We start from the raw sequence: 15,563 nt of genomic DNA, 5'->3' as shown, positions 1-15,563 counted from the left end.
CGCGGGGCACGTCCGCGCCAGGTTTCACTGCGAGCCGCGGAACTCCGGCCCATCCACGAGGAGTCCGGCCACCAGCGCACCCGACATGCCGGCGTGCGGCAGCCCGCCCCCCGGGTGCGACCAGCCGCCTACGGTGAACAGGCCGTCGATGCCTGTGGAGTTCGCCGGATGCAGCAGCCGGCCCCCCGCCGCGGCCAGCGCCGGCGCGGGAACGGCCCCGCCCGGCGCGCCCGTTGCCCGGGCGATGTCGGCGGGGGTGCACAGCTCGCGCCACAGGATGCGGTCGCGCAGCCCTGGCACGGCCCGCTCGGCGGCGGCGATCATACGATCGGCCTGCGCCTGGAGGGCCTTGCCGCCGTCCTGTTCGCCCACTTCGGGCGGCAGCGCCGGGACCGTGGCCGTGAGTGTGACCGCCTCGTGGTCCCCGTCCGGGACCAGGGTGGGATCCCCGGGGCGGAGCACCGTGACCGTGGGCCGCGCGGGCAGGCTGGGGCCCGTGCCGAACAGGGCGTCCAGCTCCGGCTCGCGGTCCTCGGTGTGCACCACGGTGCGATGGGCGGTCCCCTCCGGGCGGCCGTCGCGCAGCGCCAGCAGCACGGTCAGGCGGCTCGGCAGCCCGTGCCGCGCGGGCACCTGGCCCTCACCCCGCGGCGCCGTGCCCGCCACGAAGCCGCTCAGCGTCTCCGGTGCCACACCGGCGACCACGAACTCCGCCTCCGCGCCGCCGCCTTCGGCGAACTCCACCCCCGTCGCCCGGCCGTCCCTCTCGACGATCCGCGCCACCTCGGCGCCGAAGACGAACTCCACCCTGCGGGCCACACACCGCTCGTACACCGCACGCGCCAGCTCACGCAGACCCCCGCGGACGTACCAGACGCCGAAGGCGTGCTCCATGTACGGCAGTACGGCCGTACTCGCCGGCGCGGTGCGCGGATCCAGTCCATGGGCGAGCGCATGGCTCTCCAGGAGCGCGGCGAGGCGCGGATCGCGCAACTCCCAGGCGCCGACCTCGGCCAGCGTGCCGGCCCGCCGGGTGCGCAGCAGACGCTTGTGCGGAACCGCCGGATAGGGCTCACGCTCGGCCAGCACCGACCAGTTGGGCCACAGCGGCTCCTCCAGGAGCGGCCGGCGGGTGCGGTCCCAGGCTTCGCGCGCCCGGACCAGGAAGTCGCCCCAGCGCTGACCGGCGCCCCGGCCGAGCGCCGTGTCCAGGGCCGAGACGACGCCGGCGCGGGAGGCGTTCGGCAGCGACACCTCGGTTCCGTCCGCGAACAGGTGCCGCGCCGCCGGGTCGACCTGGACCAGTTCGACGCGGTCCTCCAGCTGCTCCTTGCCGGTCTTGACGAACAGATCGCGGTAGACCGCGGGCAGCGGGAGCAGCCCGGGCCCGGTGTCGAAGGCGAAACCGTCCCGGTCGAGGCGGCGCACCGCTCCGCCGTACGTCTCCGTACGCTCGTACACCGTCACCCGGTGGCCCGCGACGGCCAGCCGGGCGGCGGCCGCCATCGCGCCCATCCCGGCGCCGATCACCGCAATCCGTGCCATGCCCGCGACTTTATCGACCACCGCCGACAATGCCCGCTCCGGGGAGCTGACCAGCGGCTTTCCGGTCGGTGGCGCGCCGCCGCGAGTGCGGGTGCGCAGGGCTGAGTACAGGTACTCAGGCGAGGAGATGAGTACGTGCGCGGATGGGGTCCGACCTGCGTGGACGAGAGAGTGGAGGCACGGGACGGGGCACGGCGCCGGCACCGCCGACACGGGGCGGCGGAACGGTGCCGCCCTGGACCGCTCCTTCCGCCGACCCGCGTCGGCGGGAGCGAGCCACGGGGAATGGGGGAAGACCGCACGGGGGCCGACGGGGGACGGGGGAACGACCGCACGGGGGCCACGGGGGGAGAGGCGGGGCGAGGGGAAACGGGGGAACGGAGGAGCGGGGGAACGGAGGAGGCGCCGGTACGCGGTGGCCCGCGGGGGACGTGGCCACGGCGTACCGGCGCCTCCTCGCAGCGTGCCCGCCGTGGCCATGACCTGCTCCGTCCAGCCACGCCCTCGGGGACGTCCTCGCCGGCCGGGGCGGAGCCAGCCGCCTCAGCGGGTGCCGCTCACCCGGCCCTGGAGAAGCCGCGACAGAGCCGCGTGGACGTCGTCCAGGGAGCGTTCCGGCTGGAACGACTTCCAGTCCAGAGCGGCCACCAGCACCATGCCCACCAGCGCGGACGCGGTCAGCGGCACATCGATCTCCCCACTGAACTCGCCGGCCGCCACACCCTCGCGCAGCACGCCCTCGACGACCGCGACCGCCTGCTGCCGGACCACCATCAGCGTGGACTGCCAGGCGCGGTTGGTGCGCCACAGCTCGGCCACGTACAGCTGGGTGAAGGCGGGGTAGCGGTCGATGAAGACGAGTCCGGCCCGGATCATCGCGTCCAGGGCGTCGACCCGGCTGCCGCCCTCCCGGTCCGTCCGCTCGGCCGCGTCCCGCAGGGAGGCGGTGAGCAGGCCCACGCCGTGCCGCAGCAGCTCCTCGAAGAGGTCCGACTTGCTGGCGAAGTTGTAGTAGACCGTGCCCTTGGCGACCCCGGCCCGCTCGGCGATCTCGTCCACGGTGGTGGCGGAGAAGCCCTGCTCGGCGATGAGGGTGACGGCGGCCTCGTAGAGCTTCTGCCGGGTGACCTCGCGGCGGGTCCGGCCGCCCGGCGCGGCGCTGGTGCTTTCCATGGCCCTGATTCTCACAGGAACGGCATCCGCCTCCTCGGCCGGTACGGCCGCTGCGGCGGGTGGCGTCCTCGGGCTCACAGGCTCAGCTCCGGGTGCAGCCGGTCCAGGGTCCACACCTGCCGGCGCCGGGCGGCCACGGCGGTCAGCGCGAGCGCGGCGGCGGTGAAGCCCGCCAGCACCGCGCAGGCCGTCCAGACCGGGGCGAGACCGCCGCCCGTGATCAGCCTTCTGAGGGCGTCGACGACGTGGCTCATCGGCAGGAAGGGGTGGAGCGCGTTGAAGAAGCCCGGACTGGTCTGCACGGGATAGGTGCCGCCCGCGGAGGTCAGCTGGAGCATCAGCAGGGCGAGGACGAGGATCCGGCCCGCGGGACCGAACCGCGCGTTCAGCCACTGCACGACCGCCGCGAAGCACGCCGCCACCAGGAACAGGAAGGCGATCGTCCCGCCCGCGCGGGCCGGCTCCAGGCCGAGCGCCCAGTGCAGCACCGCCATCAGGGCCGCCGTCTGCGCCACCCCGACCGCGACCACCGGCAGCCAGCCCGCCAGCGCGATCCGCCACGAGGAGGCGCCCACCGCGAGCGCGCGCCGGTTCATCGGCGGGATCAGCATGTAGGCCACCATGGCGCCCACCCACAGGGACAACGGGATGAAGTAGGGGGCGAAGCCGGTGCCGTAGTCGGGCGCGTGGTGCAGGTCCTGTGCGGCCAGCCGTACCGGGTCGGCCATGACGCCGGTGCGCCGGTCGCGGTCCTTCTTGTCGTAGTCGGGGATCCGGTCCGCTCCGTCGTGCAGTCCGCCGGCGAGCTTGCCGGAGCCGTCGACCAGCTTGTGGATGCCTCCGTCGAGGTCCTCGGCGCCCGTCCTCAGCTTGCCGACGCCCTTGTCGAGGTTCGCCGCTCCGGACTTGGCCGTGCCGAGCCCGGTGTGCAGCTTCTTCGCGCCCGCGGCGACCTTGCCGGCGCCCTCGTTGAGCTTGTTGATCCTCTTCACGGCGTCGTCGACGTCCTCGGACAGGTGGGGTGACCGGTCGGCCAGGGCCTCGGCCCGCTTCTGGAGGCCGGCGAGGTTCGTGTCCAGCTTCTTCAGGTCGCCGTCGTTGTCCGCGATCAGCGTGTCGACGTCGTCGGCGATGCCCGCCACGTCCGCGGCGGCCTCCTTGGCCTTCTTCAGGTCGGGGCAGGCGGGGTCGGGCAGGGCGACGGGCTTCGCGCAGCGCCGCCGGTGGACGTCGTCCAGGACGGTGGAGGCCGTGTGGGCCGCCTCGGCGGCGCCCGGCGCGGTCTTCACCAGCGTGTCGAGGTTGTGGCGGATCGCCTTGGCCGAGTCGGCGACCAGGCGGGCCGACTCGCCGATCGTCTTCTCGTTGTCCTTCAGGAAGGGCCCCACCGCGCCGTGCACGGTGTTGACCCGGTCGGCCAGGGTCTGCGTGCCGTCGGCCACCTGCCGGGAGCCGTCCTCCAGATCGCCCGCCCCGGTGTTCAGCTTCTTCAGACCCTTGGACAGCTTGCCGCTGCCCTTCTCGGCCTCGGCCAGCCCGTCGGCGAGGTCCTTGGAGCCCTTCTCCGCCTTGCCGATGCCGCCGCTGAGCTTGTCGGCGCCCTTCGCGGCCGTCACCGTCCGGCCGTGGATGTCGGAGAACGAGACGAAGATCCGGTCCAGGAAGGTGCGCGAGGCCTTGGTGGAGGCGGCCGCTCGCACCTCGTTGAACACCGTCCTGGAGATCTGCCCGACGATGTAGTTGTTGGCGTCGTTCGTACGGACCCGGAGGGCGCCCGTCTCCGGGGAGCCGCCCGCGCTGGAGGCGATGCGCCTGCTGAAGTCGGCGGGCACGGTCAGCGACAGGTAGTAGGTGCCGTCCTCCACGCCCCGGCGGGCCTCCTCGGCGCTCACCCGGTGCCAGTCGAAGACCTCGCTCCTCAGCAGTCCCTCGGCCAGGTCGTCGCCGGCCGTGATCCTCCGGCCTCCGACGGTGGCCCCGCGGTCGTCGTCGACGAGGGCCACGGGAACGCGGTCCAGGTGGCCGTACGGGTCCCAGAACGACCACAGGTACAGGGCGCCGTACAGCAGCGGCAGCACCAGGAGCGCGACCAGCGCGGCGCGCGGCAGCCTGCCGCGGCCGAACCGCCTGAGCTCAAGCGCGGCCAGTCTCGGCGGGCGCATCGGCCCCCTCCTTCTTCTCCGGGGACGGCCTGGCGGAGACGGCGTGTGTCCCTTTTGGGGCCGTTGCGCAGACCGCGAGCACCGTCGTCCCGGACTCGGCGACGGACCTCAACAGCTGCCAGACCTCGCCCTGTTCGGACGGCCGGAGCTTGTGGTCGGCGTCGTCGACGGCGAGCAGCCGTGGCCCGGACATCAGCGCGAGCGCGACGGACAGGCGCAGCGCCTCGGGACGCTCCAGGTCGCGTACGGAGGTGCGGGCGCCCTTGGGCAGCGTCGCGACGTCGAGACGGGCGGCGTCCAGCGCGGTGTCGATCAGCCGCTTCCTCTCCGCCCGCCGCCGGCCGGGCGAGCGCGGCAGCACGCGCGGGGCGAAATCGAACGCGTCTCGCAGCAGCGCCCGTTCCCGCAGGTGCTCCCCGACCGTCAGGGCCGGTTCCAGGTCGGTGACACCGCAGACGTTGGCGAGCGCGCTGACCCGGCGCAGGGCGGACATGTGCCGGGGCGGACGGAAGCCGCCCACCTGGGCCACCCCGTCCGTGGGGCGCATCCGCCCGGTGAGCGCCAGCAGCAGGCAGGTACGGCCGGAGCCGGACGGGCCCTCGACCGCGGTCAGCGAACCGGGCTCCGCGTCGAGGTCCACGTCGCGGAACGCCCAGCCGCGGGGCCCGCGCAGTCCGAAACCGCGGGCCCTGACCCCGAGGCCGTGCGCCGTGTCGTCCACGGGTCCCCCTCCTCGCATAATTTTGAACTGACTGGTCAGTGCAAAAAGCTATACCGAATGTGCGATCGAAGCAAAAGCCCAGGTCAGAACGGATTGTCAGTGGCATACCTCACGATGGGCACATACGGCACCCGTGCCGTCACCCAGACGACAGGAGGTTCGTCATGGCCAACTCGTCCGCAGCCGCCGCCCGCCGGCGCCGCGCCGCCGGCCCTGCCCCCTCACTGACCGGCCCGGCGAGCGACGTGCACCCCGTGCTCCGCCGGGCGACGGCCCCGCCCGCCGCTCTCGACCTGCTCGCCAAGGCCCGCGCGGGGCTGGAAGAGGCCGCCGTCCTGGACGCGCCCAACGAGCGCTACGCGACCGCACACCTGGCCGCCCTGCGCACCGCCGCCGCCGTACTCGCCGCCCGGGCGCGCCCGGAGCCCAACCCCCGGCGCCGGGCGCGCATCCGCAGCGCCTGGGAGGTGCTCCCCGAGATCGCGCCGGAACTCACCGAATGGAGCGCGCTCTTCGCCTCGGGTGCGCGCCGCCGCGCCCTGGCCGAGGCCGGCGTCCAGGGCGCGGCGGGCCGGCGGGACGCCGACGACCTGATACGGGACGTGGCGATGTTCATCCGCATCGTCGAGCGGATGCTGGTCCTCCAGCCGGTGCTGCCCCAGCCGCACCAGGACGCCGCCGAGCCGGGCGCGGCCCGCCCCGCACACGACGCCGGGTACGACGCGCGGCGCGAGGTCCGGCACGAGATGCCGGACGCGGGCTGAGCCGTCCCGGCAGGCCGCGGGATCGCCGGAGCCGGCGAGGCGGACGCGACGGGCGGACGGGGCGCCGTGCGCAAGGGGCGGACGCAGCGCCGGAGGCAATAGGGTGGAAGACGCCTGAAGCCTCCCGTCTCCCGTGCCCCGGGCGGCGGAGGCAGCCCGATCGCCCCGCCGTGCCAGAGGCGGTGCCGCCTCGAGGAGTCAACTGCCGTGTCGGACCCGATGCGCCCGCCCGTCTCCCCCCACCACCCTCAATCGGCGTCGCTGCGCTCCGACCACCACGAACCGGCCTCGCTGCGCTCCGGCCCCGCCCGGACCCGCGCCTCGCTGCGCACCGCCGTGGTCTGGGAGGTCCTGCGGGAGGCTCTCGACCGGCTGGTCAAGGCCACGGGCCGGGAGTCGCTGGACGTCCTCGACACCGGCGGCGGCAGCGGCAACTTCGCCGTGCCCGTCGCCCGCCTCGGCCACCGGGTCACCGTCGTCGACCCCAGCCCCAACGCGCTCTTCGCGCTGGAGCGCCGCGCCGCCGAGGCGGGCGTGGCCGACCGGGTACAGGGCGTGCAGGGCGACGCCCACGGCCTCTTCGACGTGGTCGAGCGCGGCGGGTACGACGCCGTGCTCTGCCACGGCGTCCTGGAGTACGTCGACGACCCTGCCGAGGGCGTGCGCAACGCGGTCGCCGCCCTGCGCGAGAAGGGAGTGCTCAGCCTGCTCGCGTCCGGTCTCGGCGGTGCCGTGCTCGCCCGCGCCCTGGCCGGCCACTTCACGGACGCCCGGCGGGCCCTCGCCGACCCCGACGGGCGCTGGGGGCAGGGCGACCCGATGCCGCGCCGGTTCACCGCCGAGCAGCTCACCGCCCTCGTCGAGGGCGCGGGGCTGGGCATCGGCGCGGTGCACGGTGTGCGGGTCTTCGCCGACCTGGTGCCCGGGGTGCTCGTGGACACCGAGCCCGCGGCGCTGGACGCGCTGCTGAAGCTGGAGGCGGCGGCGGCCGAGCTCCCCGACTTCCACTCCGTGGCCACACAGCTCCACGTCCTCGGCGAGACGCGGAGCGCCACCGCCTCCTGAGCGGTCCCCGGGCACCCGAGCCGGTTTTGGCTTTCGCGGTGGTCACCGTGGTGGTCCGGGGTGCTGACCGGGGCGCGGTACGGGCGGGCATGGAGTCCGCCACAGCCCCCCCGATCCCGGCCCGTGCGCCGTATGATCGAGGGAGACCGCCCGGCATGACGGGTCGGCCGCCGGGGAATGGAAGCCTCAGCGAGCCGGGTCCGTGATGGCGGGTGCGGTTGGCCAATTGGCGCAGAGGGGCGGGTTTCACGGGGGCGATTCCCTGCCTATCCTGAAGGGACCCCCCGGGTCGCCCCGGCGACTGCACGATGAGGAGGACTCCGTGCCGCTCTCTGAGCACGAGCAGCGCATGCTCGAGCAGATGGAGCGAGCGCTGTACGCCGAAGATCCCAAGTTCGCGTCGGCGCTCGAGGGAAGCGGGCTGCGTACGTACACCCGGCGGCGGGTCTACCAGGCGGTCGCGGGCTTCCTCGTGGGTATCGCGCTCCTCATGGCAGGCGTGATCGTCCCGTACTACTGGGTGAGCGTGGTGGGCTTCCTGGTGATGCTGGGCTGCGCCCTGCTGGCCGTGACCGGCTGGCGCAAGGCGCCCAAGCCGGGCGAGCGGCCCGTCGGCGGCCCACAGGGTCGCGGTCAGGCCCGTCCGAAGCGCTCCATGATGGACCGTATCGAGGAGCGCTGGCAGCGCCGCCGCGACGAGCAGGGGCACTGACCCCGCGGCAGACCTCAACCGTCCCAGGGGCCGGCCACCGAGGGTGGCCGGCCCCTCACGCGTGTCCGCCGGTCGCCCGGTGCCCAGGCCCGTCCCAGGGTTCGTGGGCCGGCCCTCGGTGTCCCGCCCTGGTCGCAGGTGGGCCGGGTCCTGGCGGTCCGCCTGGTCCCCTCCAGGTTCTTCCATCACCCCACCCGGGGGCACCGTCCGGTGCCCCCCGGGCGCTCAGCCCTGCTGGCCCGACGGCCGCCTGCGCGGGGCGGGGAACAGAGCCGTGGCGCGGGACCTCACCGCGGCCCAGCGGGCCGACAGTATCCAGGCCAGGCGGACGGCCGAGCGGGGGGCGAGGACGGCACGGAGCCTGGTGCCGCGGGAGGCCGACGCCCGCAGGCCCGCGGTGACGCGGCGGACGTCCTCGGCGAGACCCGTGACCGGACGCGGACGCGGCGCGTAGAGGGCCTGTTCCACGGCAGCGGCCAGCCGGTACGCGGACTCGGCCGTCACCGGGTCGAGGTGCCCGAGACGGACGATCCGCGCGGCCGTCCCGCGCGGCGTCTGCGACTCGTCCGGCAGGATTCCGAAGTCCCAGGCGGTGTCGGTGAGTTCCTGCCAGACCGCCAGGGCGTGCGGGGCCGTGTCCGCCTCGCCCCGCCCGTGCGCGCCGAGCCGGACGGACCGTGCCCGTCCGCGCCACAGCAGCGGCGACAGCGGCAGCAGGACGACGAGCAGCCCGGCCAGCCCCCAGGCCACGAGCGCGCCCCACCCGGGGCCGCCGCGGTCGACGGGCAGCGCGGCCTGCGCCGACGCGCTCGGGCACTCACCCAGCCGCTTCAGCTGCGGCGGGCAGGTCGCGCTCGCCGAGGGGGCGTCCGACGGTGCCGTGCTCGCCTGCTGGGACGGCACCGCCGGGTTCGGCAGCGCCGTTCCCGGGGTGTCCGGCTGGGTGTAGGAGGGCGCCGTACCGCGGGTCGGTGTCGGCTCGAAACGGGTCCAGCCGACGCCCTGGAAGTACAGCTCGGGCCAGGCGTGCGCGTCCTTCAGCCCCACCGAGATCGTGCCGTCGCCCTGCATCGAGCCGGGTGCGAAGCCCACCGCGACCCGGGCGGGAATGCCGAGCGTGCGGGCCATCGCGGCCATCGCGAAGGAGAAGTGCACGCAGAAGCCCCGCTTGGAGTTCAGGAACCGTGCGATCGCGTTGCGGCCGCTGCCCACCTCCACATGGGTGTCGTACTCGAAGCCGCCCTCCGCGACGAACCACTGCTGGAGCTTGACCGCCTGCTCGTAGTGGTTGGCCGCCCCGTCGGTGACCTCCCGCGCGGTGCGGGCCACGACCCCCGGCAGCGTCGCGGGCACCTCGGTGTACTCGCGTCTCAGGGCCTCGGGCGGCTCCGGCGCCGCGGCCAGCTGCGCGGCCGTCGGCTGCACCTCCAGGCTTCTGACCTGGTACGACAGCCCGCGCGTGTTCTGCCCGTGGTCACCGACCAGGGTCATGCCCACGGGCTCGTAGCGCCAGCTTCCCTTGACCCGCACACCGCTGGGCGGATACGGCATCGGCAGCCAGTCCTGGGCGTACCAGTCCGCCGTCGAGACGGACGTGGTGACCTCCGATCGCCTGACGTCGCCGTCCAGCCCGGACGGGGTCGGGAAGACGTCGGGCACGCCGACGACGTGCCGCTGGGACGGCTTCCAGGTGGTGCCGTCGAAGTCGTCCAGGGACACGATGCGCATGTACAGGCCGGAGGAGTTCGGGGAGGACGTGCGCAGGCTCAGGACCGTGCGGTCCTCCTCCACGTTCAGGCTGTCCCGCAGCGACACCAGCGGGTTCACCGCCGAGATCGTGCCACCGCCCCCGACGCCCGTGCCGACACCGGTGCCCGAGGGACCCAGCAGCCCGCCGCGCATGCCCGGCAGGGCGAGCGGCACCACCAGGGCGACGCCCAGCGCGACCGCGCCGATACGGCGGCCCGTGCGTACCGGTGCCCTCGCACCGTCCGCTTCACCGCCCGCGGCGCGCGACGCCCCGCTGAACACCCGCCCCCACTGCGAGAGCCGGTCCCGGCCCTCGGCCAGCAGCAGCATCAGATAGCCGGCGGCCGCGACCAGGAACCACACCCAGTCCGTCCCGCCGTTGGACAGTCCCGCCGCCACGGAGTACAGCGCGAGCAGCGGCAGGCCGGCGGGGGCCGCGCTGCGCAGGGTCACCGCGACCGCGTCCACGATCAGCCCGATCAGCAGCACACCACCGACCAGCATCAGCCGGATGCCGTCGCTCAGCGGTGCCGGGATCGCGTACCGGCTCACGTCGTCCCCGCCCTGCTGGAGCAGCGCGGTCAGGTACCGGAAGGCGTCCGGGCCGGGGATGAGCCCGGCCACGGCCTGGGTCCGGGCGAAGACCAGGGTCAGCAGCAGCAGCGTGACCACGGCCTGCGCCGCCACGGTCAGCGGCCGGGCCAACGGCACCCGCCGGGCCGCCACGCCGATCCCCGACTGCACCGCCAGCAGCAGCACGGTCTGCACCATCCACGCCACGGAGGAGACCAGAGGCAGCAGCGCACACGCCGCCATCAGTGTGGCCACCGCGGAACACAACGCCAGCCGTGTCCGCCCGCTCACGCCCCTGCCCCCCGTTCGCACCGCTGCTCCGGTACGGCTCGTACGGCCGTGATCATGACCGGCCCTCCCCGAGCGCCGCGCCCAGCCCCGGCGCACCGACGAGACCGGCGCTGGTGCGGTCGCGGTCGGCCTGGCGCCACACCTCGGTCAGCGAGGCGCCCCGGGGGACGCTCACGGCCGTCCAGCCGGCGTCGCGGAGCAGCCGGAGCCGCTCCTCGCCCGGCGCGTCCGGGCCGGGCACGTCGGTCGGCTCCCGCAGCCAGGTGTCGCTGTCCAGCAGGAAGGCCACCGCGCCGCCGCTGCGCTGCCGCATCTTGGCGGCCACCGCGGCCTGCGCCTCGTCGAGGTCGCCGAGGAAGGCCACCAGCAGTCCTTCGTTGCCGCCGCGCAGCACGTCGTAGGCGCGGGACAGACCGGCTCCGTCCGAGTGGTCGATCACCGCGAGGGTGTCCATCATGAGCCCGGCCGCGTCCGCCGACTCCGGGCCGGTGCCCGCGAACCCGTCGGAGCCCTCGCCGGGCACCGCACTGCCGGTGTCCGTCAGCAGCCGTACCGAGAAGCCCCGCTCCAGCATGTGCACCAGGACGGAGGCGGCGCCGGACACCGCCCACTCGAACGCCGAGTCCGGGCCCGCGCCCCGGAAGGCGAGGGCCCGGGTGTCCAGCAGTACCGTGCAGCGGGCCCGCTGGGGCTGCTCCTCGCGGCGCACCATCAGCTCGCCGTAGCGCGCGGTGGACCGCCAGTGCACGCGTCGGAGGTCGTCGCCGTAGCGGTACCCGCGCGGGATCACGTCGTCCTCGCCCGCCAGCGCCAGCGAGCGCTGCCGTCCGTCGCCGTACCCCTTGGCCTCACCGCTCAGGCGCACCGGTGGCAGCGGCTCCACGCGCGGGATCACCGTCAGGTTGTCGAACGTCGAGAAGGACCGGGTCAGCTCGCACATCCCGAACGGGTCGCTCAGGCGCAGCTGGAGCGGGCCCAGCGGGTAGCGGCCGCGCAGGTCGGAGCGGACCCGGTAGGACACCTCGCGGCGGCCGCCGGGCTCCACCCGGTCGAGCACGAAACGCGGGCGCGGCCCGAGCACGTAGGGCACCCGGTCCTGGAGCATCAGCAGGCCCGTGGGCAGCCGGGAGACGTTGTCCATCCGCAGATGCACCCGCGCCTCGCTGCCCGCGGGCACGCGCGCGGGGGAGAGCCGGCGACTGGCGGCGACCCGGTAGCGCGTGCGGTAGAGCACGGTCGCGCAGGCCGACGGCAGCACGGCGAGCAGCAGCCCGACCCGCAGCAGGTCGGGCTGGCCCAGGACGTAGGCGCAGATCGCGGCCGCGACACCGGCGGCCAGGAAGGAACGTCCGCGCGTGGTCAGACCGGCCAGCGCGGTGCGGACGCCGCCCCGGTCGCCCCGCTCGTCCTCCGCACGCGGTGTTCCCGCGGTGCTCATCACAGCCTCCGCGGCTGCCGGCGGCCGAACTCCGGCGCGGTGCCGCCCAGGCCGAGGCCGCCGGCCTGCTGCGAGGCGGCGGGCACCGGTGTGTGCTGCAGGATCTCCTGGACGACCTGCTCGGCGGTACGCCGGTTGAGCTGGGCCTGGGCGGTGGGCAGCAGCCGGTGGGCCAGCACCGCCACGGCCAGTGCCTGGACGTCGTCCGGCAGGGCGTACTCCCGGCCGCTCAGGGCCGCGGACGCCTTCGCCGCGCGCAGCAGGTGCAGCGTCGCGCGCGGCGAGGCGCCGAGTCTGAGGTCGGGGTGGGTTCGGGTGGCGGCGACCAGGCCCACCGCGTAGCGCCGTACGGAGTCGGCGACGTGCACCGTGCGCACGGCCTCGATGAGCTTGACGACCTCGTGCGCGTGCGCCACCGGCTGGAGGTCGTCCAGCGGGCTCACCCCGCCGTGCACGTCCAGCATCTGCAACTCGGCCTCCGGGCTCGGATAGCCGATGGAGACGCGCGCCATGAAGCGGTCGCGCTGGGCCTCGGGCAGCGGGTAGGTGCCCTCCATCTCGACCGGGTTCTGCGTGGCCACCACCATGAACGGACTGGGCAGTTCGTAGGTCTGCCCGTCGATGGTGACCTGGCGCTCCTCCATGGACTCCAGCAGCGCCGACTGGGTCTTGGGCGAGGCGCGGTTGATCTCGTCGCCGATCACGATCTGCGCGAAGACGGCGCCCGGCTTGAACTCGAAGTCACGGCGCTGCTGGTCCCAGATGGACACGCCGGTGATGTCCGACGGCAGCAGGTCGGGCGTGAACTGGATGCGTCGCACCGAGCAGTCGATGGACCGCGCCAGCGCCTTCGCCAGCATCGTCTTCCCGACTCCGGGCACATCCTCGATCAGAAGGTGCCCCTCGGCGAGCAGTACGGTCAGCGAGAGCCGTACGACCTCCGGCTTGCCCTCGATCACTCCCTCCACCGAACTGCGGACGCGCTCCACAGTGGCGGTCAGATCAGTGAGGCTCGCTCGATCGTCATAGGTCGTCACCCGGCCCTCCTCGGCCCTTCCCCAAGCCCTTCGCGGAGCAGGGGATTCCGCAACTTTCCGGACCGACGCGCCGCTGCGCGGACCGGCCCACCCCGAACACGGACACCGCGCCGGAGAAGTCCCGCGCGACGTCACACCCGCATTCTTGCCGCCGTTACCGATTCGTGTCACTCGCCTGTGGACAACTGGCAGCGATATGTCGGGGCTTGCGCCCTTTCGCGGGTGACACGACGCGGCCTGGAGCAAACCCCGGGGCAGGGGCGGAGCAGGCCCGGGGCACGCCCGCGGCAGGCCCGGAGCAGGCCCTGCGCGGCTCCCCGACGTCCCCGGACGGCACGGGCGCGGCTGCCGGACCGCCCGGTGGCCCGGCAGAACGGCTCGGCGGCCATCGGAACGGGCGGGCCGGTCAGGCGGCGGGGTCGATCTCGCGCAGCCGCCCCGTCTTGACGTCGAACACGAAGCCGCGCACGTCGTCGGTGTGCGGCAGGAAGGGCGAGGTGCGCACGCGCTGCATCGACTGCCGTACGTCCTGGTCGACGTCCCGGAACGCCTCGACGGCCCAGGCCGGACGCTGGCCGACCTCCATCTCCAGCTCGTGCCGGAAGTCCTCGGTGAGGGACTCCATGCCGCAGTTGGTGTGGTGGATGAGCACGACCCGGCGGGTACCGAGCGCCCGCTGGCTGATGGCCAGCGAGCGGATCACGTCGTCGGTGACGACGCCGCCCGCGTTGCGGATGGTGTGGCAGTCGCCGAGCTCCAGGCCGAGCGCGGCGTGCAGGTCGAGACGGGCGTCCATGCACGCCACCACCGCCACCTGGAGGACCGGGCGGGCGTCCATCCCGGGGTCGGTGAAGGCGTCGGCGTAGGCCTCGTTGGCCGTCACGAGGCGGTCGGTGACGGCGTCCGGAGCTATGCCCTCGGATCCGGCGGGAACTGATGCGGAAGTCGTCATGGCTATGACGGTACTGGTCATGTGCGTTCCGGTCCTGCTGTGAGAACAGGACAAAGAACGCCACGGTGGCCTGTTGTGAGCGACTCCACACGCAGCGCAGCGCACCTCCGTACGGATGAATCACCGCGCGAAACCGTGTCGTGGACACTCCGCCGGGCGACGCGCAGGCCGGTTGATTGACCGGGAGACAGGGTGGACTAAAGTGACGCGAAGCGGGAGGCGTGGCCTCCCGAACTGCATTCCCGGAGACCTGGGCACCCACCCGAACGGTCTCCCCGCGTGCGCGGCGCGTACGTACGGCTCGGCCTCCACCCGCTCCCGGTCGGCTGACGCTTTTGGCGCCGGCAGGACTTCTCGTCCGCGAGCGGTCGGGGACCCGGCGGTGCGTGCGGGGCGCGCCGGACCTGAGAGGGCCCCTTGAGCAACAGCCGACACGTCCCCGTGATGCTCCAGCGGTGCCTGGATCTGCTGGCACCCGCCCTGGAGCGGCCGGGAGCGGTGGCCGTCGACTGCACCCTCGGCCTCGGCGGGCACAGCGAGGCGCTGCTCACCCGGTTCCCCGAGGCCCGGCTGGTCGCACTGGACCGGGACAAGGAGGCGCTGCGTCTCGCCGGCGAGCGCCTCGCCCCGTTCGGCGACCGGGCCACCCTGGTGCACGCCGTCTACGACGAACTGCCCGGCGTGCTGGAGCGGCTGGGCACCCCGCGCGTCCAGGGCGTCCTGTTCGACCTCGGTGTCTCCTCCATGCAGCTCGACGAGGCCGACCGCGGCTTCGCCTACGCCCAGGACGCGCCCCTGGACATGCGCATGGACCAGTCCACCGGCATCAGCGCCGCCGAGGTCCTCAACACCTACCCGGCCGGCGAACTGGTGCGCATCCTGCGGGCCTACGGCGAGGAGAAGCAGGCCAAGCGGATCGTGGCCGCGATCGTGCGCGAACGCGAGAAGGAGCCGTTCACCACCAGCGTCCGGCTGGTGGAGCTGATCCGCGACGCGCTGCCGCAAGCCGCCAAGCGCACCGGTGGGAATCCGGCCAAGCGCACCTTCCAGGCGCTGCGCATCGAGGTCAACGGCGAACTCGCCGTGCTGGAGCGGGCGATCCCGGCCGCGGTGGCGGCGCTCTCCGTGGGCGGCCGGATCGCCGTACTGTCGTACCACTCGCTCGAAGACCGTCTGGTCAAGCACGTGTTCGCGGCCGGCGCCGCCTCCACCGCGCCGCCCGGCCTGCCCGTCGTCCCCGAGCGGTACCAGCCCCGGCTCAAGCTGCTCACGCGCGGTGCCGAACTTCCCACCGAGGAAGAGATCGCCGAGAACCGGCGGGCGGCACCGGCCCGGCTGCGCGGGGCCGAGCGCATCAGGGAGTCCATCGAATGAGGGGCGT

12 protein-coding genes are annotated in these 15,563 nt (G+C 74.0%); 4 read left to right on the top strand and 8 right to left on the bottom strand.

Annotated elements, in window-relative coordinates:
* Positions 1-24: 24 nt before the first annotated feature.
* From ACWDUZ_RS09265 to ACWDUZ_RS09250, 4 genes are all read right to left on the bottom strand, one after another.
* Positions 25-1,545: a phytoene desaturase family protein gene (locus tag ACWDUZ_RS09265; protein WP_451631176.1), complete on the bottom strand. Its 1,521-nt coding sequence runs from the start codon at positions 1,543-1,545 to the stop codon at positions 25-27.
* Between the two features lie 543 nt (positions 1,546-2,088).
* Entirely contained in the window at positions 2,089-2,718 is a 630-nt protein-coding gene (locus ACWDUZ_RS09260) for a TetR/AcrR family transcriptional regulator (RefSeq protein ID WP_451631175.1), read from the bottom strand.
* 74 nt (positions 2,719-2,792) lie between these two features.
* Positions 2,793-4,880, bottom strand: a complete 2,088-nt coding sequence (locus ACWDUZ_RS09255; protein WP_451631174.1) for a YhgE/Pip family protein — start codon at positions 4,878-4,880, stop codon at positions 2,793-2,795.
* Positions 4,852-5,619 (bottom strand): ATP-binding cassette domain-containing protein, encoded by a 768-nt coding sequence (locus tag ACWDUZ_RS09250; RefSeq protein WP_451631173.1) that lies wholly within the window; start codon positions 5,617-5,619, stop codon positions 4,852-4,854. The genes ACWDUZ_RS09255 and ACWDUZ_RS09250 overlap by 29 nt, the downstream gene beginning before the upstream one ends.
* A 146-nt stretch (positions 5,620-5,765) precedes the next feature.
* On the opposite strand from ACWDUZ_RS09250, the gene ACWDUZ_RS09245 reads away from it, so the two are divergent.
* The 3 genes from ACWDUZ_RS09245 (at position 5,766) to ACWDUZ_RS09235 (ending at position 8,142) form a co-directional block, all read left to right on the top strand.
* Positions 5,766-6,365, top strand: a complete 600-nt coding sequence (locus tag ACWDUZ_RS09245; protein ID WP_451631172.1) for an SAV_6107 family HEPN domain-containing protein — start codon at positions 5,766-5,768, stop codon at positions 6,363-6,365.
* A 207-nt stretch (positions 6,366-6,572) separates the two neighbouring features.
* Positions 6,573-7,430 (top strand): methyltransferase, encoded by an 858-nt coding sequence (locus ACWDUZ_RS09240; protein WP_451631171.1) that lies wholly within the window; start codon positions 6,573-6,575, stop codon positions 7,428-7,430.
* 322 nt (positions 7,431-7,752) lie between these two features.
* Positions 7,753-8,142: a DUF3040 domain-containing protein gene (locus ACWDUZ_RS09235; RefSeq protein WP_451631170.1), complete on the top strand. Its 390-nt coding sequence runs from the start codon at positions 7,753-7,755 to the stop codon at positions 8,140-8,142.
* A gap of 225 nt (positions 8,143-8,367) precedes the next feature.
* Here ACWDUZ_RS09235 and ACWDUZ_RS09230 read toward each other — a convergent pair whose 3' ends face one another.
* The 4 genes from ACWDUZ_RS09230 to ACWDUZ_RS09215 all read right to left on the bottom strand — a co-directional run bounded on the left by ACWDUZ_RS09230 (position 8,368) and on the right by ACWDUZ_RS09215 (position 14,182).
* Positions 8,368-10,707 (bottom strand): transglutaminase TgpA family protein, encoded by a 2,340-nt coding sequence (locus ACWDUZ_RS09230; protein WP_451631203.1) that lies wholly within the window; start codon positions 10,705-10,707, stop codon positions 8,368-8,370.
* A 100-nt stretch (positions 10,708-10,807) separates the two neighbouring features.
* Entirely contained in the window at positions 10,808-12,193 is a 1,386-nt protein-coding gene (locus ACWDUZ_RS09225) for a DUF58 domain-containing protein (RefSeq protein WP_451631169.1), read from the bottom strand.
* Positions 12,193-13,230 (bottom strand): AAA family ATPase, encoded by a 1,038-nt coding sequence (locus ACWDUZ_RS09220; RefSeq protein ID WP_451631168.1) that lies wholly within the window; start codon positions 13,228-13,230, stop codon positions 12,193-12,195. Before ACWDUZ_RS09220 ends, ACWDUZ_RS09225 begins: the two co-directional genes overlap by 1 nt.
* 406 nt (positions 13,231-13,636) lie before the next feature.
* Positions 13,637-14,182, bottom strand: a complete 546-nt coding sequence (locus ACWDUZ_RS09215; protein WP_451631167.1) for a beta-class carbonic anhydrase — start codon at positions 14,180-14,182, stop codon at positions 13,637-13,639.
* A gap of 417 nt (positions 14,183-14,599) precedes the next feature.
* Between ACWDUZ_RS09215 and rsmH the strand changes: the two genes are divergently transcribed.
* Entirely contained in the window at positions 14,600-15,556 is a 957-nt protein-coding gene (gene rsmH, locus ACWDUZ_RS09210; RefSeq protein ID WP_451631166.1) for a 16S rRNA (cytosine(1402)-N(4))-methyltransferase RsmH, read from the top strand.
* The last annotated feature ends 7 nt before the right edge of the window (positions 15,557-15,563 follow it).

The sequence above is a fragment of the Streptomyces sp. NPDC003393 genome, from assembly GCF_053589015.1.
This window is presented reverse-complemented; position numbering and strand designations above follow the sequence as displayed.

What these genes read in the sequence shown, in the direction of transcription:
- ACWDUZ_RS09255 (WP_451631174.1), bottom strand. Translation starts at nt 4,880, where the DNA reads ATGCGCCCGCCGAGACTGGCCGCGCTTGAGCTCAGGCGGTTCGGCCGC.
- ACWDUZ_RS09215 (WP_451631167.1), bottom strand. Translation starts at nt 14,182, where the DNA reads ATGACGACTTCCGCATCAGTTCCCGCCGGATCCGAGGGCATAGCTCCG.
- ACWDUZ_RS09250 (WP_451631173.1), bottom strand. Translation starts at nt 5,619, where the DNA reads ATGCGAGGAGGGGGACCCGTGGACGACACGGCGCACGGCCTCGGGGTC.
- ACWDUZ_RS09265 (WP_451631176.1), bottom strand. Translation starts at nt 1,545, where the DNA reads ATGGCACGGATTGCGGTGATCGGCGCCGGGATGGGCGCGATGGCGGCC.
- ACWDUZ_RS09260 (WP_451631175.1), bottom strand. Translation starts at nt 2,718, where the DNA reads ATGGAAAGCACCAGCGCCGCGCCGGGCGGCCGGACCCGCCGCGAGGTC.
- ACWDUZ_RS09245 (WP_451631172.1), top strand. Translation starts at nt 5,766, where the DNA reads ATGGCCAACTCGTCCGCAGCCGCCGCCCGCCGGCGCCGCGCCGCCGGC.
- ACWDUZ_RS09230 (WP_451631203.1), bottom strand. Translation starts at nt 10,707, where the DNA reads ATGGCGGCGTGTGCGCTGCTGCCTCTGGTCTCCTCCGTGGCGTGGATG.
- ACWDUZ_RS09225 (WP_451631169.1), bottom strand. Translation starts at nt 12,193, where the DNA reads ATGAGCACCGCGGGAACACCGCGTGCGGAGGACGAGCGGGGCGACCGG.